This window comes from Mycobacterium sp. 852013-51886_SCH5428379 (assembly GCF_001665575.1).
Taxonomy (GTDB): domain Bacteria; phylum Actinomycetota; class Actinomycetes; order Mycobacteriales; family Mycobacteriaceae; genus Mycobacterium.
The window spans coordinates 22,582-41,314 of the sequence record NZ_LZSU01000039.1 but is presented as its reverse complement, the minus strand read 5'-3'; the positions used below and the strand labels follow the sequence as shown (position 1 = coordinate 41,314).

Annotated in this window: 12 protein-coding genes; 4 read left to right on the top strand and 8 right to left on the bottom strand. The window is 71.8% G+C overall.

The genetic code is table 11. The features are described from left to right. Nucleotides 1-122 precede the first annotated feature (122 nt). From A5757_RS16925 to A5757_RS16910, 4 genes are all read left to right on the top strand, one after another. A complete protein-coding gene (locus A5757_RS16925) occupies nt 123-1,169 on the top strand; it encodes an IniB N-terminal domain-containing protein (protein ID WP_066836204.1) in 1,047 nt (348 codons plus the stop codon). 94 nt (nt 1,170-1,263) lie between these two features. Continuing rightward, nucleotides 1,264-3,093 (top strand): isoniazid-induced dynamin-like GTPase IniA, encoded by a 1,830-nt coding sequence (gene iniA / locus A5757_RS16920; protein ID WP_066836274.1) that lies wholly within the window; start codon nt 1,264-1,266, stop codon nt 3,091-3,093. Between the two features lie 9 nt (nt 3,094-3,102). Further along, nucleotides 3,103-4,608, top strand: coding sequence for a dynamin-like GTPase family protein (locus A5757_RS16915; protein WP_066836202.1), 1,506 nt, complete (start codon nt 3,103-3,105; stop codon nt 4,606-4,608). Nucleotides 4,609-4,646: 38 nt separating this feature from the next. Further along, on the top strand, nt 4,647-6,464 hold the full coding sequence (locus A5757_RS16910; RefSeq protein WP_066836200.1) for an Hsp70 family protein: 1,818 nt from the start codon (nt 4,647-4,649) through the stop codon (nt 6,462-6,464). A 5-nt stretch (nt 6,465-6,469) separates the two neighbouring features. On the opposite strand, the gene A5757_RS23460 is transcribed toward A5757_RS16910, so the two are convergent. The 8 genes from A5757_RS23460 to A5757_RS23970 form a co-directional block, all read right to left on the bottom strand. Next, a complete protein-coding gene (locus tag A5757_RS23460; RefSeq protein WP_066836198.1) occupies nt 6,470-7,027 on the bottom strand; it encodes a hypothetical protein in 558 nt (185 codons plus the stop codon). Nucleotides 7,028-7,054: 27 nt separating this feature from the next. Beyond that, entirely contained in the window at nt 7,055-7,510 is a 456-nt protein-coding gene (locus A5757_RS16900; RefSeq protein ID WP_156618476.1) for a hypothetical protein, read from the bottom strand. A gap of 40 nt (nt 7,511-7,550) precedes the next feature. Continuing rightward, nucleotides 7,551-8,489 (bottom strand): LLM class F420-dependent oxidoreductase, encoded by a 939-nt coding sequence (locus A5757_RS16895; RefSeq protein ID WP_082929521.1) that lies wholly within the window; start codon nt 8,487-8,489, stop codon nt 7,551-7,553. A gap of 8 nt (nt 8,490-8,497) precedes the next feature. Next, the gene (locus A5757_RS16890) at nt 8,498-9,118 is read right to left on the bottom strand and encodes a TIGR03085 family metal-binding protein (protein ID WP_066836191.1); all 621 of its coding nucleotides are present in this window, start codon (nt 9,116-9,118) and stop codon (nt 8,498-8,500) included. 4 nt (nt 9,119-9,122) lie between these two features. Then, entirely contained in the window at nt 9,123-10,943 is a 1,821-nt protein-coding gene (locus A5757_RS16885) for a glycoside hydrolase family 15 protein (RefSeq protein ID WP_066836190.1), read from the bottom strand. After that, nucleotides 10,936-12,288, bottom strand: a complete 1,353-nt coding sequence (locus A5757_RS16880) for a glucose-6-phosphate dehydrogenase (NADP(+)) (protein WP_066836272.1) — start codon at nt 12,286-12,288, stop codon at nt 10,936-10,938. The genes A5757_RS16885 and A5757_RS16880 overlap by 8 nt, the downstream gene beginning before the upstream one ends. A 52-nt stretch (nt 12,289-12,340) precedes the next feature. After that, entirely contained in the window at nt 12,341-12,892 is a 552-nt protein-coding gene (locus A5757_RS16875) for a hypothetical protein (protein WP_066836270.1), read from the bottom strand. Nucleotides 12,893-12,970: 78 nt separating this feature from the next. Then, nucleotides 12,971-17,620, bottom strand: coding sequence for a PE family protein (locus A5757_RS23970; RefSeq protein WP_197497365.1), 4,650 nt, complete (start codon nt 17,618-17,620; stop codon nt 12,971-12,973). Between the last annotated feature and the right edge of the window lie 1,113 nt (nt 17,621-18,733).

Genomic DNA, 18,733 nt, shown 5'->3' with positions numbered 1-18,733 from the left:
AAAAACCCCTAGGGCGGGTTGAAAAGGGTTGGGTGATCGCCCCGTTGGCGGTGGTGTCCGGACTCCATAACGTGGTCTCCAGATCGCCGGGGGGCCCGGCGAGGCAAGCGAAAGGAAGTTCCATGAACATCATCGACTTCATCCTCGACCTCTTCCGCAACCCGGGTGTCGCGGCGTCCTTCGTGATGGACCCGGAGGGCGCGCTGCGCGACGCGGGCCTGCCGAACGTGACGGCCGCACAGCTGGCCTCGGTGGCCGCGACCGCCGCTCCCGCCGGCTACGCACTCGGCGGCGGCGACCCGATCTACGGTCTGCAGCGGGCGGTGGCCGACCACCATCAGCTGGCGTCGAACTTCGCGTCCCCGTTCTCGCCGCAGACGTCGTTCGCGCCGACCACCGAACTGGCCAGCCGCAACGACACCGATCTGCTCAGCGGTAACAACGTCCCGGTCGCCAGCCCGATTCAGGACGCCGGCGCCAACGCCCAGAACGGCGCATTCAACCTCGGCTTCGGCGACATCACCCTGGGTGACAAGACCAGCAACACCGCCACCAACGGCGGCGTGGTGGTCGACGGCGACAACGACGGCGACATCGTCAGCGGTGACGGCGCCGCCCTCGGCGACGGCAACACCATGAACAACGGCGATATCCTCGCGGGTTCCGGCTCCAACGTGGTGGTCGGCAAGGACAACGAGGTCGAGGACAACTCGAAGACCGCCGGTGGGGATCTGATCACCGACAACGACGCCCCCGTCCTCAACGACGTCGACACCAGCGGCGGCAACGGCGGCGGCGCCGACGGCGGCGGGAGCCTGATCGGCATCGGCGGCGGCAACGCGGTCGGCGGCTCGGGCGGCAGCGGTGGCGGCATCATCATCACCGACAACGACGTCAACACCGGCACCCAGATCGACGGGAACTACGGCAGCGACAACCGCGAGGACAACTCGGTCAACACCGCGGTCACGACCGAGACGTCGACCTCCACCGACTACTCGATCGAGGACGATTCGACGAACTTCGAGACCAACCTGGGGTCGGGCAACGAGACCGCGCTCGGGTCGGGCAACGACACGAACCTGTTCTCCGGCAACGACACCGGCGTCAGCACCGATGTAGCGTCCGGCAACGAGGCCAACACCAACACCGGTCTGGACGCCTTCTGATCCGCACGACCTGATTGAGCAGCTGGCGGGGACCGCGATGGTCCCCGCCAGTTCGCGCGCCTACCGTGAGAAGCCGCCGACGAAGAAGGGCGTCATGACGCAACCCAGTGACCCGCGCAAGGTCAAGGTCATCGCCGAGCTCATCGACCACGCCAGCAAGATTGCCGACAGCAAGGACCGCGGCGATCTGGTGGCGCGACTCGCCCGGGCCAAGGACCGCATCAACGATCCGCAGATCCGCGTGGTGATCGCCGGCCAACTCAAACAGGGCAAGAGTCAGCTGCTCAATTCGCTGCTCAACATGCCGGTCGCACGGGTGGGTGACGACGAATCCACCGTGCTGCCCACCGTGGTGTCCTACGGCGAGCAGGCCACCGCCCGGCTGGTGGTGGCACGGCCCGACGGTGCGGAACCCGAACTCGTCGAGATCCCCGTCGCCGAGCTGCGCAACGATCTGCGCCGGGCGCCGCAGGCCCGCGGCCGGGAGGTGCTGCGCGTCGAGGTGACCGCGCCCAGCCCGCTGCTCAAAGGCGGTCTGACCTTCGTCGACACCCCGGGTGTCGGCGGGCACGGTCAGCCGCACCTGTCGGCCACGCTGGGCCTGCTGCCCGACGCCGACGCGATGCTGATGATCAGCGACACCAGCCAGGAGTTCACCGAACCCGAGATGAAGTTCATCCGGCAGGCGCTCGAGATCTGCCCGCTGGCACTGATCGTCGCGACCAAGACCGACCTCTACCCGCACTGGCGGCAGATCGTCGACGCGAACACCGCGCACCTGCGGCGCGCCGGTATCAGCGCGCCGATGATCCCCGCGTCCGCGCAGTTGCGCAGCCATGCCATCCAACTCAACGACAAGGAACTCAACGAGGAGTCCAATTTCCCTGCGATCGTGAAGTTCCTGTCCGAACAGGTGCTCTCCGGGGAGAACGACCGGGTCCGCGATCAGGTTGCTGCCGAAATCCATTCCGTTGCCGAACATCTCGCGCTCACCGTCGATTCGGAGCTGGCGGCGCTGAACGATCCGAACGCCCGGCAGGGACTCACCGCCGATCTGGAGCGCCGCAAACAGGACGCCGAGAATGCGTTGCAGCAGACCGCCCTCTGGCAGCAGGTGCTCAACGACGGTATCGCCGACCTGACCGCCGACGTCGACCACGACCTGCGACATCGGTTCCGCAACATCACCTTTCACACCGAACAGGTCATCGACACCAGTGATCCGACGCTGCACTGGGCCGAGATCGGCGCAGAACTCGAGGAGTCGGTCGCCACGGCCGTCGGTGACAACTTCGTGTGGGCCTACCAGCGGGCCGAAGCGCTGGCTGCCGAGGTGGCCCGTACCTTCCGGGAGGCGGGACTCGACGCCGTGCGGATGCCGGCCATCGACGCCCGCGAGATGGGCGCCGGCTTCGACGATTTCAGATCGCTGGCGAAGTTGGAGGCCAAACCCCTCAAGGTCGGGCACAAGGTCGTCACCGGGCTGCGCGGCTCCTACGGCGGCGTCCTGATGTTCGGCATGCTGACCTCGTTCGCCGGCCTGGGCATGTTCAATCCGCTGTCACTCGGCGCGGGCTTCGTCCTCGGCCGCAAGGCCTACAAGGAGGACATGGAGAACCGGATGCTGCGGGTGCGCAGCGAGGCCAAGACGAATGTGCGCCGCTTCGTCGACGACGTCGCGTTCGTGGTCGGCAAGGAGTCGCGCGATCGGCTCAAGGGGATCCAACGGCAGCTGCGCGACCACTATCGCGAGATCGCCAACCAGGCGACCCGGTCGCTCAACGAATCGCTGCAGGCCACCATCGCGGCCGCGAAGGTCGAGGAGTCGGAACGCACCGCGCGGGTCAAGGAACTCGCGCGGCAGCGTGACATCCTGCGCCAGGTCATCGAACACGCCGAGAAGCTGGCGACCCCCGGTCTCTAAACTCGACGGATCAGCACCAGCGACCACGTGCGGGCCATCCTCGGCGGCACCATCTCGGCCTACCGGGCCGATCCGGCCTACCGCGAACGCCCCGACGTCCACCACGAACTCGAGCGCATCGGGCGCCGGCTCAACGAGCCGATCCGCATCGCGCTCGCCGGCACCCTCAAGGCGGGCAAGTCGACGCTGGTCAACGCCCTGGTCGGAGAGGACATTGCGCCCACCGACGCCACCGAGGCCACCCGCATCGTCACCTGGTTCCGGCACGGTCCCACCCCGAGGGTGACGGCCAACCACCGGGGCGGCCGCCGCTCCAACGTGCCCATCACCCGGGATCCCCACGATCGGTCCCTGACGTTCGACTTCGCCACACTCGACCCCGGCGACGTCCTGGATCTCGACGTCGAGTGGCCCGCCGCCGAACTCATCGACACCACGATCATCGACACTCCCGGCACCTCTTCGCTGTCGCGGGACGTCTCGCAGCGCACGCTGCGGCTCCTGGTGCCCGACGACGGCGTCCCCCGCGTCGATGCGGTGGTGTTCCTGCTGCGTACCCTCAACGCCGCCGACATCGCGCTACTCAAGCAGATCGGCGAACTCGTCGGCGGGGCGTCGGGCGCCCTCGGGGTGATCGGCGTGGCCTCACGCGCCGACGAGATCGGCGCCGGGCGCATCGACGCCATGCTCTCGGCCCGCGACGTCGCCCAGCGGTTCACCGCCGAGATGGACCGCACCGGGATCTGCCAGGCCGTCGTCCCGGTGTCGGGGCTGCTGGCGCTGACCGCGCGCACGCTGCGGCAGAGCGAGTTCGTCGCCCTGCAGAAGCTGTCCGGCGTGGACCCCACCGAACTGGCCAAGGCGATGCTGTCGGTCGACCGCTTCGTCCGCGACGACCCCGCGCTTCCGGTGGACGCCGCGACCCGAGTGGCGCTGCTCGACCGGTTCGGCATGTTCGGTATCCGCATCTCGATCGCGGTGCTGCGCGCCGGGGTCGGCGATGCGGTGGCGCTGGCCGACGAACTGCTCGAACGCAGCGGGCTGGTGGCCCTGCGCGACGTCATCGACCAGCAGTTCGCCCAGCGCTCGGATCTGCTCAAGGCGCACACCGCGCTGCTGTCGCTGCGGCAGTTCGTGCAGCTCAACCCGATCTACGCCACGCCGCGGATCATCGCCGACATCGACCCGCTGCTGGCCGATACGCACGCCTTCGAGGAACTGCGGTTGCTCAGCCAGCTGCGGTCGCGATCCACCACCCTCAACGAGGACGAGATGGCGTCGCTGCGCCGGCTGATCGGCGGCTCGGGCACCGATCCGGCCAGCCGGCTGGGGCTGCAGCCCGACGCCCCCTACGGTGCCTCCTCGGACGGTCCGCGCGCCGCGTTCGCCGCAGCTCAGCGCTGGCGCCGCCGCGCCGAGCATCCACTCAACGATCCGTTCACCGCCCGCGCATGCCGCGCGGCGGTGCGCAGCGCCGAGGCGCTGGTAGCCGAGTACGCGGCCCAGGGCCGCTGATCGCATAACGAAACGGCCCGCCGCGCCGATAGACAGGTATGCGCAGTTCTCTGGGCTCCTCGGTCGGCATCACCAACCTGGTCGCGGCCTGCGATGGCCGGACGACCGTTCGGCGCGCGGTGCTCACCCTCTACCCGCACCGCGGCCCGGAGGTGGGTCTGCCGCGCCTCGAACATCCGGGGCTGGTGCTCGGCGGCTTCGTCGAACGCGTCGGCGACCCGATCCCCATCGTGGCCGCCGACGGGTCGCGCCACCTCGGCGACCGGGTGCTGGCCGGGGCGATCGAGGCGCTGACGAGGGAGATGAGTCCGCACTCGCGGCCCGACGCGACCGCCGTCGCGGTGCCGGCGTACTGGCCGGCCGGGATGGTGGCGGCCGTGCGCGCGCAGCTGCCTGGCGTGACCGTCGTCTCCGATGCCGTGGCGGCGCTCACGGCGCTGCAGGCCTGGCCGGGGCTGCCGAGCCGCGGGATCGTCGCGCTGTGCGACGTCGGCGCGACCGGCACCAGCATCACCCTGGCCGACGCCGGGGCCGGGTTCCGCACCGTGGGGGAGACGGTCCGCGTCGAGGACTTCTCGGGTGACGTCGCCGATCGGGCGCTGCTCACCGAGGTGCTGCGCGGGCTGCCGACCGACCCGTCGAGCACGTCGGCCGTCGCCTCGCTCTCCAGCCTTCGGGACGAGTGCCGCGCCGCCAAGGAACGGCTGTCGGAGCGGACCGCGACGACGATCGCCGTGCCGGAAGGGTCGGTGCGCATGACTCGCGCCGAACTGGAGGCGGTGCTGCATGAACCGCTCGACGGTCTGATCGCAGCGCTGTTGGATACATTGCAGCGCAACGGGATTGCACCGGCCCAGCTGGCGGGGCTGGCGACCGTCGGAGGTGGGGCGCGGATGCCGATGGTGACGCAACGGCTGTCCGAGGTGCTGCGGGTGCCGGTGACGACCAGCCCGCGCGCGCAGGTGCTCGCCGCGATCGGCGCCGAGCTCATCGCGCGGCGGGGTGGCCTACACGAGACCAAGACGCGCCTGACGGCGGCGCCGGAGTTACCGACGATCGTGGTCGCGCCGCTCCCGCGTACCCCGCTCGCCTGGTCGGCCGAGGAATCCGAGGACCTCGCGGTCACCGAGTACGCCGCGCTGTACGAACCCGGCGACGCGCGACCGGAGGTGTCGTTCGACCACAGCGATCCCGTCGACGAGCCGGCCCAGGCCTGGTTCAAGCGCCCCGGTGCGCTGTTCGCGGGGGCGGCTTGCATCGCCGCGATGGCCGTGGGCGGGATGGTCCTGATGTCGAACGACGGCGCCGGCGTTGCCGATTCGAGCGCGAGTGTCGCGACACTCCCGATCGAGAGCTCGGTCGAGCCGCAGGCTGCGCCGGCTCTGGCGCCGGGACCCGCTCCGGCGCCCGCGGCCGTCACCCAGACTGTCATCGCCCCAGGGCCCGCGGCGGCTGCTCCCGCAGCGCCCGCTGCGGCGCCGCGTCAGGCGGTCACGCAGCAGGCGGCTCCGCGACCGGCGGCGCCGGCTCCCGCTCCTGCTCCGCCTCCGGCGGCACCCGCACCCGCGCCTGCGCCTGCTCCTGCCCCGCCGCAGTTCGTGTGGCCGGAGTTGCCGATGCCGACGTTCGTGTTGCCGCCGCGGTCGACGCCCACGGCTGAGCCTCAGCCGACGCCTCAGCCGACGGTCGAGCCGTCACCCGCACCTCAGCCGACGGTCGAGCCGCAGCCGACGGCCCAGCCCGAACCGACCGTCGAACCCGAACCCGAGCCGACGGCCCGGCCCGAGCCGACGGTGGAGCCGTCAACCGAAGCGCCTGCTTCCGAGTGTGTGCCGGGACCCGAGGTCGCCTGCTAGCCGAGCTAAGGGCTGACGCCGCCCGGCACCAGCGTCGGCACCGTGATGGTGACGGTGCTCGTGCTCGTCTCGACCGTCGTGGTCGGCGGCGGAGTGGTCGTGGTGGTGGTCGTCGGCGGCGTGGTGGTCGTCGTCGTGGTGGTGGTGGTCTCGGAAGTGGTCGTTGTCGTCTCCGCCGGCGAGGTTTCCGTCGGCGACTGCGTCACCGTCTCCGTCTCGGTGGGAGCGACCGCCGGCGCCGACCCGCCCGGCTCCGAAGTCTCCGATGTGGTCGTGGTCGTCGGCGACGTACTGGTCTCCGAGGACGAGCCGTCATCCGAGGTCAGCTGCACTGCCAGCCACACGATGATCGCGATGAGCAGCACCAGCAGCGCGCCGAGCCCGACCAGCGCAGCCGGCTTGCGGTACCAGGGCTGCGGTTCTTCGGGTGGGAGAGGCTGGTCATAGCCACCGGTGTTGTATTCGTTGTACGCCCCGTACTGCGTGGGTTCGTTGCTGTACGCGTTGGAGTACTGGGTCGGCTCGTCGTCCGGGTAGCCCGGATCTTCAGGAGGTCGCGCCACGGAGTCCGATAGTAGGCCGCTGAAGGCTCATCGCTGGGGGTACAGCGTGCGTGTCTCGTTGAATCGTGGCCGTTTCCTGGTGGTCGTCGGCCCTTCCTCGCCCTCGTCGTCCTCCTCCGCCGTGGTCGTCGGGGGACGGGAGCTGGTGGACTCGGCCGAACTCGACGGTGTCGATGTCGGCGACGTGTCCGACGGCGGCGGCAGATCGATGTCGGTGGTCTCGGCCTGGGTGGGCCGCGGCGGGGCGGTGGTGCTGGGCGTACTCGACGTCCGGGATGGTGCCGACGTCTGCGAGAACGACGGTTCGACGAAATTCAGCGGGGCCTGCGTCGGCTCCTCGACCCGCTGCGATACGAAGATGACGGATCCGACGATCAGCCCGATCCCGGCGACACCGGCGATGCTCGCGCCGAAGACCTTCGCCGTGGAGTTGTGCCACGGCGCCGGAGCATCGGGGTCGTGCTCGTCGTCGTCGCGCGCCACGGGCACCGATCCTATCCGCGCCCCCGCCGGTCCCGCCCGGTCAGCGGAGCTGGGGCACGACCTCCTGCGCCACCAGTGCGAGGTGGTCGAGATCGGACATGTCCAGCATCTGGAGGTACACCCGCTGCACGCCGGCCTTCTGGAACGGGCCGAGCTTGTCGACGATCTCCGCAGGCGTGCCCACCATCGGGGAGTTGCTGCGCAGTTCGTCGACCTCGCGGCCGATGGCGTCCGCGCGCCGGCGCACCTGCCCGTCGTCGGACCCCGCGCACAGCACGAACGCCGCCGAATACGTCAGCTCACCCGGCGCGCGGCCGGCGTCCGACAGCGCGGTGGCCACGCGGCCGAACTGGGTCTGCAGCGTGTCCAGCGGAACGAACGGGACGTTGAACTCGGCGGCGTACTTCGCGGCCAGCGCCGGTGTGCGCTTGGCGCCCTGACCGCCGATGACGATCGGCACCGACGCCTGCGCCGGTTTCGGCAGCGCGGGGGAGTCGACGATCGAGTAGTGCGTGCCGGTGTAATCGAAGGTCTCCCCGACGGGCGTCGACCACATGCCGGTGAGGATCTCCAGCTGCTCGGTCAGCCGGTCGAACCGTTCACCCAGCGGCGGGAACGGGATCGCGTACGCCTTGTGCTCGGCTTCGAACCAGCCGGCACCCAGGCCCAACTCGACGCGGCCGCCGCTCATCTCGTCCACCTGGGCGACGGCGATCGCCAGCGGGCCCGGGTACCGGAAGGTGGCCGAGGTGACCATGGTGCCCAGTCGGATCGTCGACGTTTCGCGGGCGATACCGCCCAGCGTGACCCAGGAGTCCGTCGGTCCGGGCAGACCGTCACCGCTCATGGCGAGGTAATGGTCCGAGCGAAAGAACGCGGAGTAGCCGAGCTGCTCGGCGGCGCGGGCGACGGCGAGTTGATCGGCGTAGCTGGCACCCTGCTGCGGTTCGACGAAGACACGGAAATCCACGGCGGCCAACCTACTCTCTAGAGACCTTTGGGCGCGTCGCGCAGCGCCTGGACCGCGGTGGCCTCGCCGTCGATGTCGACGCGGGCCTCGCGTCCGACCGCGAACAGCAGCAGTTCGGGCGCCGGACCGGTGACAGTCACGGGCGCTCCCCGTCCCGCCGTGACCAGGGTTTCGCCCTGCGGCGTCCGCAGCGCCACCCGCACCGGCGCCTTCGCCAGCGTGAGCCGCGCCATCAACGACAGCGTGCGCGTCAACCCCTTGAGCGTCGCGTCGTCCAGGGGCCGCGGCTCCCACCCGGGCTGCGCCCGCCGGACGTCCTCGTGATGGATGAACATCTCGGCCAGGTTGGCAACCGGGTCCAGCAGCTTGAACGGCGAGAACATCGGCGGTCCCGAGCCGACCGTCTCGATCACCTCGTTGAAGTCCTTGGTCGCGGCCACTTTGTCCTGCACCTTCTCGGTGTACGACGACAGGCCCGGGATGAGGATGCCGCCGACGGCGTCGGGCCGGCGTTCCCGGATGTAGAGATGGGCGGCGAGGTCGCGGGTCTGCCAGCCTTCGCAGAGCGTCGGTTCGTCGGGGCCGACGGCGCGCAGCGACTCGACCAGCGCGGCGCGTTCGCGTTGAGCAGCGGTCATGGGTTCATCCTCCGTCCAGGGCGCGGTCCAGGTTGATGGCCGCGCTGATCAGTGCGAGATGGGTGAAAGCCTGCGGGAAGTTGCCGACCTGGTCGCCGGTGGCACTGACCTGCTCGGCGTACAGGCCGACGTGGTTGGCGTAGGTGAACATCTTCTCGAGGGCCAACTGCGCGTCCTGCAGCCGACCGGCGCGGGTGAGCGCCTCGACGTACCAGAACGAGCAGATGGAGAACGTGCCGTCCTCGCCGTCGAGACCGTCGCTGCCCGGGTCGTACCGGAACACGAGGCTGTCGGTGACCAGTTGTCGCTCGACGGCATCGAGGGTGGACAGGAACCGGGGGTCGGCCGGCGAGAGGAACTTCAGCATGGGCATCAGCAGCACCCCCGCGTCGAGCGCGGTGCCGCCTTCGGTCTGGGTGAACGCCTGCAGATCGGTGTTCCAGGATTTCGTCATGATGCGGTCGTAGATCTCGTCGCGGGCTTTCGACCAGCCCACGATGTCGCCGGGCAGACCGCGCGCACGGGCGATGCGGATGGTGCGTTCGATGGCGACCCAGCACATCAGCCGCGAGGTGGTGTAGGGCTTGGCCTCGTCGCGGATCTCCCACATCCCCGCGTCCGGACGGTCCCAGTTGCGCACAACCCAGTCGACGACGTCGGTGATGTCGGCCCAGGCGTCGTGGCTGATGCCGGGTCCGTACTTGTTGAACAGGTACACCGAATCGATGATCTCGCCGTAGATGTCGAGTTGCAGCTGGTCGGCGGCGGCGTTGCCGATGCGCACCGGCCTGGATTCGCGGTGACCCCGCAGATGTGCGAGTTCGGTTTCCTCGGGCGCGTTCCCGTCGATGTCGTAGAGCACCCGCAGCGGACCGGGACGCCCATCGTCGCCGCCGTCGCGATCGCCCAGGCGTTCGGACAGCCATCGAATGAAATCCCTTGCCTCGCTCATGAATCCGAGCCGAAGCAGGGCGTAGGTGCTGAAGCCGGCGTCACGGATCCAGACGTAGCGGTAGTCCCAGTTGCGGCTTCCGCCGATCGGCGCGGGAAGGCTGGTGGTGGGCGCGGCGAGGACTGCCCCGCTGGGTTCGTGGGTGAGCAGTTTGAGGGTGATCGCCGACCGGTTCACCACCTCGCGCCATCTGCCGGTGTAGGTGGACTGCGACAGCCAGTTCCGCCAGAACGACGTGGTGGCGTCCAGCAGCGCGTCGGTGCGGTCGACGGCGTCCGCGCGCACCTCGTCGTCGTCGCCGAGCATCTCGAGGACGAACAGCATGGAGTCCCCGGTGGAGAGCTCGACCTCGGCGCTGACCACGCCGCCGTCGACGTCCAGCCGTGTCGACGCCGTCAGCCCCATCCGGACCCCGTCGCCGCTGATGAGCACCCCGTCGCCGGACCGAGTGGGCCGGCACGTCTCGCGCGCGTAATCGGGCCGGGCGTCGAGCCGGGTGCGCATCCGCACCGTGCCGCGCACTCCGGTGACACGGCGCACCAACCGCTGCCGGTGCTGAGTGTCGGCCTCCCCCAGTACCGGCATGAAATCGTGCACCTCGACGACACCGTCGGTGGTGAGGAAGCGGGTGATGAGCACCGCGGTCTCGGGGAAGTAGAACTGCTGGGTCCGGGTGACGTCACCGGTGGGCCGAAGTTGCCAGCTGCCGCCGTCGTCCGGGTCGAGGATCGCCGCGAACACGCTGGGACTGTCGAAGCGCGGCGCGCAGAACCAGTCGATGGTTCCGTCGACGCCCACCAGCGCACAGGTGCGCAGGTCGCCGATCAGGCCGTGCTCGGCGATGCCCAATTGCGGTCGGGCGTCATCAGTCATCCGGCAGCCGCCAGCCGTCCCCGCCCGGGAGCTCGACGGCCTCGTCCGGTCCCCAGGAGCCTTTCGCGTACGGAATGGGTGTGGGCGGCTCATCGAGCACCGGCTGACACACCTGCCAGAGTCGGTCGACCTCCCGGGCGCTGGTGAACAACGTCTGGTCACCGCGCATGACGTCGTAGAGCAGCCGTTCGTAGGCCTCCATCGGCGTGCCGGTGACGTCGGCGTTCAGGCGCACGGTGGTGAGTTCGTGGCCCGGGCCGGGTTGCTTGACGGTCAGCTCCATTCCGATCTCGGGGTTGTCGCCCAGTTCGAGGATCAGCTGTCCGCGCTGGTCGCCGAACGTCAGCGTCACGGTGTGCCGGGTCGCGCCCATCGCCTTGCCGGTGCGCAGATAGAACGGGACGTCGCGCCACCGGTCGGTGTCGACGTACGCCTCGAGCGCGACGAACGTCTCGACGTCGGAGTCGTCGTCGACGTCCTCCTCGTCGCGGTATCCCTCGTACTGTCCGAACACCACCCGCTGCGGATCCAGCGGGCGCAGCGCGTCGAACACCTCGGCTTTGCGGGCGTGCATCGACTCCGCGTCCAGCCGCTCGGGGCGCTCCATCGCGATGACACCGAGCACCTGGCACAGGTGGGTGGAGATCATGTCGCGGAAGCAGCCCGTCGACTCGTAGAAGCTGCCGCGGCCCTCGACCGTGAGTTCCTCGGGGATGTCGATCTGCACCGAAGTCACGTGGTCGCGGTGCCATGCGGGTCCGATCAGACCGTCGGCGAAGCGCAGCGCGAGGATGTTCTGCACCGCCTCCTTGCCCAGGAAGTGGTCGATGCGGAAGATCTGGTCGTCGGCGACGACCCCGTCGAGCGCCTCGGTCAACGCGCGCGAGGTCTTCAGGTCGGTGCCGAAGGGCTTCTCGATGACGACGCGGGCGCCGTCGGTCAGTATCTCGCGATCGAGCATGCCGATCATCGATTCCATCGCCGCGGGCGGGACGGACAGGTAGATCAGCGTCTTCGCGTCCTCGCCCAGGCCCTGCCTGGCGTCCCGGACGGCTGCTGACAGATCACTGCCGTCGTCGGCGTCGGAGGTCTGAAAGCTGATGCGGCCCAACAGGTCTGACAACACGTCGTCATCGATGTCGTCGACAGTGTCGCGGAGGCCGTCGCCGACGGTCCGGCGAAAGTCGTCGTCGCTGCCGGGGGAGTGCCTGCCCGACCCGATGAGTGCGTAGTCGGCGGGCATCCGGTCGGCGGCCGCCAGTCGGTACAGGGCGGGGAACAGTTCGCGCTCCGCGAGGTCGCCGGTCGCACCGAACAGGACGATGACGTGTGGAGGTGGGCTCACGCCGGTGTTGTGCCCGGTCGGCACACACGGTCAAACGGTTGTGACCGGAATTTCAGAAAGTCTCGACGCCCTCGATAGAGACGACCATCCCGCGTCCGGTGCTGTCGTTGGTGAATCGCGTGCCGTTCTCACCGGCGTCGATCGTCCAGCCCACCGCCGAGTAGACGCGGTAGTCGAGGGTGACCGCGGGGATGTCGCCGAGGTTGCCGACGACCCACTCCAGGTCCCCGGCCGCGGTGAGGCGGACGCCCGTCGCGGGGATGCCTTCGATGATGGGGGCGTCGGTGAACGGCGCCTCGCAGCCGACCTCACCGGTGCTGAGCTGGCAGCGGGTCTTCCCGGACTTCGTCTCTATGAACACCCAGCCGTTCTGCGGGGCGAGGGCTTCGGCCGGTCCCGGCGATGTCGGCGCCGGGGCGGGAGTGGACGGGGACGGCGACGGGGAGGGCGCGGTGGTGGGCGTCCGGGTGGGCCTGGAGGTGGGGACGCTGGGTTCGGTGGGCGAGTCGGGACTGGTCACGGGGGTTCCGGTGATGTCTGACGAACACCCGGCGAGCAGCACTCCGACGGTCAACACGGTTGCCGCGATCAGCCGTCTCCCCACCACACGACAACCCTACGGCGCGTGCGGCCGGCGTCGACGCTCTGACGCGCGGTCAATACCCCGCTGGGCAGCCCTCGATCAGACGCCGATGCCGGTGCGGGGCGCGCCGTCGGCGCCGTCGGTGCCGTTGGTGCCGGGCGCCCCGCCGCCCGTCGCACCGGTGCCAGGTTGCCCGGCGGTGCCGCCGTTGCCTCCGGCGCCGCCGGCGGGCGGGGTGGGTCCGCTGACCCACTCGCCGCCTGCACCGCCGTTTCCGCCGTTGCCACCGTTACCTGCGCGACCGCCCGCACCGGAGGTGCCGGTGCCGCCTGGGCCGCCGTTTCCGCCGTTCCCGCCCGCCCCACCAGGTTGTCCGGGGCCACCGTCGGTGCCATTGGTACCCGCGCCGCCGTGACCGCCTGGACCGCCGGTGGTGCCCCGACCGCCGGGGCCGCCGTTTCCTCCGGCTCGGCCGGGCTCCCAGGATGTATAGCCGTTCCCGCCTGCGCCGCCGACGCCCGTGTGGGCGGCTGATGCGCCGTCGCCGAGGCTGCCGCCGTTGCCGATGCCGATCCCGTCGTTTCCTCCGGCTCCGCCCACGCCGGCGGCGCCCGGTGTGCCGCCGTTCCCGCCCCACCAACCATCCGGGGTGAATCGCGAGACAGCGTCGGCGCCGGACCCGCCGTTGCCCGCCACGCCGGCGTCGCCACCCTTGCCGCCGACGCCGCCCTTGCCGTAGGCGCCGGCCACACTGCCGGTCCCCGGCCGGCCGCCGCTGCCGCCGTAACCGCCGCTGCCGCCGTTGCCGCCGTCACCGCCGTCCTGGCCTTCGAACGGGCCCACGATCACGCCGTTGCGACCGTTGACGCCGTCCCCGCCGGAACCCCCGCTTCCGCCCGCGCCGCCGGTACTGCCGTCGCCGCCCCGTCCGGTCGCGCCGGCCTGACCGCCTGCGCCGCCCGCCGCGCCGCCCGCGCCACCATTGCCACCGTCGGCGCCGCTGCCACCGCCACCACCGGCGCCGCCGGAGGTACCGGGTCGGAATACGAAAAGACTGTCGACACCGTTACCACCGGCGCCGCCATTCCCGCCGACCCCAGCGGCGCCGCCGGCGCCGCCGGCGCCACCGTCACCGGCTGTGCCGTCACCGGCCGCGCCGCCGACGCCGCCGACTCCACCGTGGCCGCCTCTGGCCCCGCTGCCGCCGGGGTGTCCATCCCGGCCGTTGTATTCGTGGGATCCCACCAAGCCCCACGTGCCGTCGCCGCCCCGTCCGCCCATGCCGCCGGTGCCGCCGACTCCGCCGGTGCCGCCGGTCGCGCCGGCGCCGCCCGCAGCGCCGCCCGCACCACCTGCGCCGCCCTGGCCGCCGATTCTCCCGGGTCTGCCTTCGTAAGGGCCCGCGACGGATCCAGGTTGGCCGTCTCCGCCGGCCCCGCCACTGCCGCCCGCGCCGCCTCGGCCCCCGTTGCTGTTGACGCCCCCGGCGCCCTGCACACCCGTCACCGCGCCGCTGCCGTCGACTCCACCGCTGCCGCCGGCGCCCCCTTTGCCGCCGTTGCCGCCGGCCCCGCCATTGCCTCCTGCATAGCCGGGGACAGCACTGAGGAAGACATATCCGCTCGCACCGGCTGCGCCCGCACCGCCATCACCGGCGGTTCCGGCGTTGCCGCCCTTGCCGCCTGCGCCGCCTTGGCCCGCAGTGCCGGCCCTGCCGCCGTTTCCTGCGCCACCGGCCGTGCCGCCCTTTCCGCCTTGGCCTCCGGCGCCGCCGTCGCCGGCGTTGCCGCCTGCGTGTCCGTCGCCACCGACGTGGGAAGTGACCTGGCCGGGGGCGCCGGTGACGCCGCTACCGCCCTGGCCACCGATACCGCCTTGGCCGCCGGTGCCACCGGTGCCGCCGGTGGTGCCGACCCCGCCCGCTGTTCCGCCGGCGCCGCCCGCACCACCCGCGCCGCCGGCCGTGCCGCTGGCGCCGTTGGGGTCGGTGGCGTTTCCATCGGAGCCGATCAGTCCGGAGCCCCCGGCCCCGCCGTCGCCGCCGCGGCCGCCATTGCTGGCGGCGCCGTCGCCGCCGTCGGCGCCACTGCCCGTGCCGTCGCCATTGGCGCCGCCGCGTCCGCCGGTGCCGCCCGTGCCGCCGTCGCCGCCGGCGCCGCCCTGGCCGCCGGAGTAGCCGAGTCCATCGTTGATTCCGGTGACGCCGCTCGCGCCGGTTGCGCCCGCGCCGCCGACGCCGGCTGCTCCCGCGTTGCCGCCGTTGCCTCCTACGCCGCCTTGGCCCGCGAGACCCGCGGTGCCGCCGTTTCCTGCGCCCCCGGCCGCGCCGCCCTTACCGCCCTGGCTACCGGCGCCACCGTTACCGGCGTTGCCGCCGGCCTGACCGTCGCCACCGGCGCCGGCCGTGACATCTCCGTCGGCGCCTGTGCCGCCGCTTCCGCCCTTGCCGCCATCGCCGGCTTGGCCGCCGGTGCCACCGGTGCCACCGCGGGTGCCGACACCGCCTGCTGTGCCGCCGGCGCCGCCCGCGCCGCCCGTACCGCCGGTCCCGCCGTCGGTGCCGGACTGGCCCGCGACACCAGTGGTTCCGGATACGCCGGTGCCGCCCTTGCCGCCCCGGCCGCCGTCGCCGCCATCACTTCCGACGCCGGTGGTGCCGTTCGCGCCGACTCCGATCCCGCTGCCGTCAGCGCCGCCGCGTCCGCCGGTGCCGGCGGTACCGCCGTCGCCGCCGGCGCCGCCCTGGCCGCCGGAGTAGCCGAGTCCATCGTTGATTCCGGTGACGCCGCTCGCGCCGGTTGCGCCCGCGCCGCCGACGCCGGCTGCTCCCGCGTTGCCGCCGTTGCCTCCTACGCCGCCTTGGCCCGCGACACCCGCGGTGCCGCCGTTTCCTGCGCCCCCGGCCGCGCCGCCCTTACCGCCCTGGCCACCGGCGCCACCGTTACCGGCGTTGCCGCCGGCCTGACCGTCGCCACCGCCGCCGGCCGTGACATCTCCGTCGGCGCCTGTGCCGCCGCTGCCGCCGTGACCACCGTGGCCGGCGTGGCCGCCGGTGCCACCGGTGCCACCGCGGGTGCCGACACCGCCTGCTGTGCCGCCGGCACCGCCCGCGCCACCCGTACCGCCGGTCCCGCCGTCGGTGCCGGACTGGCCCGCCGCACCGGTGGTTCCGGATACGCCGGTGCCGCCCTTGCCGCCCCGGCCGCCGTCGCCGCCATCGCTGGCCGCCCCGGTGGTGCCGTTCGCCCCGGCTCCGATCCCGTCGCCGTCAGCGCCGCCGCGGCCGCCGGCGCCGCCCGTGCCGCCGTCACCGCCCCGGCCCCCGACCCCTCCGGTGTAACCCGAGGTGTTGCTTCCGGCCTGACCGTCAGCTCCGGTAGCGCCGCCGCCTCCGGCACCGGCGGTTCCGGCGTTTCCGCCGTTGCCGCCTACGCCGCCTTGGCCCGCGACGCCCGCGGTGCCGCCGTTTCCTGCGCCACCGGCCGCCCCACCCTTACCGCCTTGGCCACCGGTGCCACCGTTACCTGCGTTGCCGCCCGCCTGACCCCCACCGCCGGCGCCAGCCGAGACCTGCCCATTGGCGCCCGCGACGCCGCTACCGCCGTGCCCGCCCGCGCCACCACGCCCGCCGACGCCGCCGGTGCCGCCGCGAGTGCCGATGCCGCCCGCAGCACCGCCGGCGCCACCCGCTCCGCCGTCAGCGCCGATTTCGCCGTCCAGACCATGCGCACCAGCAGCAGCGCCGTCGCCGCCTTCTGATCCGTCAGCGCCGTTCCCGCCGGCGCCACCGTCGCCGCCGTTGCCCACCGCGCCGCCGTTGCCCCCTCGACCGCCCATGCCTCCGCGGCCGGTACCGGCGACGGTCCGCGTGTATCCGTCGCCGCCTGCACCGCCGTTGCCGCCGAGGACGATCGCGGCGCCTGTGACACCGTCGGCCCCTGCACTGCCGGACGGACCGCCCGCCGCGCCGCCGCGGCCACCCTGGCCTGCCGCCCCGGGGTCGCCGCCCCGGCCGCCGTCACCGCCGTCGGGGTTCGATTCGTCGCCGTCAGCGCCGGCACCGCCGTGGCCGGGCGCACCGGCGGCTCCGCCGGCACCGCCGTACCCGCCATCGCCATCTCGGCCTGCCGACCCGAACACACCGAAGAAACCGATCAGCGCAGGACCGCGACCACCGCTGCCTCCGTCGCCGCCCACTCCGCCCGACGCGCCGGAGCCGCCGTCGCCGCCCGAGCCTCCGCTCGCGCCGGCAGCGATCGCTGCCGAGCCGATGGCGCCGTGTCCGCCGCTCCCACCGTCGCCGCCGTTACCGCCCGTTCCGCCCGCGCCGCCGAAACCGACGAAAAGCCCTGCGGCGCCACCATTTCCGCCGCGTCCACCATTTCCGCCGCGTTCACCGTCGCCGCCGGCGGCACCCGGCGTCGCGCCCATGACGCCCGCTGCGCCGCCCTGGCCGTCTCCTCCTCGGCCACCAGCGCCGCCCGAGCCGAAAAGCCACGCCGCGCCGCCGTTTCCGCCGTTCCCGTTGCCGGTCGCGGCGCCACCGGCACCACCGTTACCGAAAAGTCCTGCGGCACCACCATTTCCGCCGGCTCCTCCATTGAGGCCATCGACACCGCGGCCTCCGGGGCCGCCGTTGCCCAGCAGTAGACCGCCGCGACCGCCGTCTTGACCCGGAGACCCGGCGTAGCCGTTGCCGATGAACAGTCCCGCGTCTGGGCGGGACGCGGTGCCATTGCCGAAGAACAAGGTGAGGATGTTCAGGTCTGCGATCCCGGCCGCGTCGCCCCGGGCCTCCGTCAGGGCCGCGGGTGCAGCGATCAGTGCCGGGTCGGACGGGTCTGACGGGCCCGCCGCTCTCGTCCGATCCGTCGTGACGGGCTCGACGTCAACGGAACGAGCCGGCACTGAACCATCCCGGGCCGCGCGGGAGTCCAACCGCGCACGCGCCGGTGCTGACGACGGCTCGTCCGCCGTCTCGCTGCTGTCCGATGCGCTGCCACGCGCATCCGATCCACTGCGCCCGCCAGGCTGGGGACTCGCCGAGGCCGACGGGCCGGGCCGTTCGGAGGTGCGCGTACCCCTGGCCCCGTCGACGCCTGAATGCGATATGCCCTCGCCGCCCGAAGCCGATGTCCCAACGGATGAAGACGACGACGAACCGGTGACCCCCGCACCCGGTGATCCCTCGGTGTCGGCCAGCGCTGTCGCGGGCAACGCGACGATCAGCACGCCTGCGCCCAGCGCCGCGGCCAAGGCGCCGACTCGTCCGACGGTCAGCGCGCGAGAGCCGGCCCGGCCCACATCCGCGCGGTACACAGACGCATTGCTCCCGGCGATCGGCAACTCTGGGACCAAGCTGCCGGTCGCGCGTCGGCAGCAGGCGTTCTCGGTCGCGTCCCGGCGATGCCGCCCGCGCCCTCGTGTACCAGCTGGACTCATCCCGGACTTCCTCTGAGCTGACGTGACCGAACGTGCCGATAGACCCAACGTCACGTGCCTCGAAGAGATCGCCAAAAGTGAGCCGTCGCCGAAGTTACACGAAGTCGACTTACTGAGTCGAAAGTTCGCCGCAGCAGTATCCGCGACCGGCGGGTTTTGCCGCGATCCGTCAGGAACGCACGGGGTAGGAAATCCCCACACGGCAGTCGAACCCAGCGAGATGTGGCAGCGACAGTTGAGGTTCCGGCCTCGGTCGGCCCGGTCCTCGGGTCGGTGCAACGCTGCTCTGGCCTGGTTCGACGCGTCGGATCCGAGTCTTTGCCAGATCTGACGGCTCACGCGGAAACGGGTTCTTGGAAGGGCGGGGACTCCGGGCGCGGCCGCGGCGGTCGACGTCGCCCCCCGGGGTCGGGGAGTGAA

Excerpts from the sequence above, each read along its gene's own strand:
- iniA (WP_066836274.1), top strand. The coding sequence starts at position 1,264 with ATGACGCAACCCAGTGACCCGCGCAAGGTCAAGGTCATCGCCGAGCTC.
- A5757_RS16885 (WP_066836190.1), bottom strand. The coding sequence starts at position 10,943 with ATGACTGATGACGCCCGACCGCAATTGGGCATCGCCGAGCACGGCCTG.
- A5757_RS16925 (WP_066836204.1), top strand. The coding sequence starts at position 123 with ATGAACATCATCGACTTCATCCTCGACCTCTTCCGCAACCCGGGTGTC.
- A5757_RS16890 (WP_066836191.1), bottom strand. The coding sequence starts at position 9,118 with ATGACCGCTGCTCAACGCGAACGCGCCGCGCTGGTCGAGTCGCTGCGC.
- A5757_RS16910 (WP_066836200.1), top strand. The coding sequence starts at position 4,647 with ATGCGCAGTTCTCTGGGCTCCTCGGTCGGCATCACCAACCTGGTCGCG.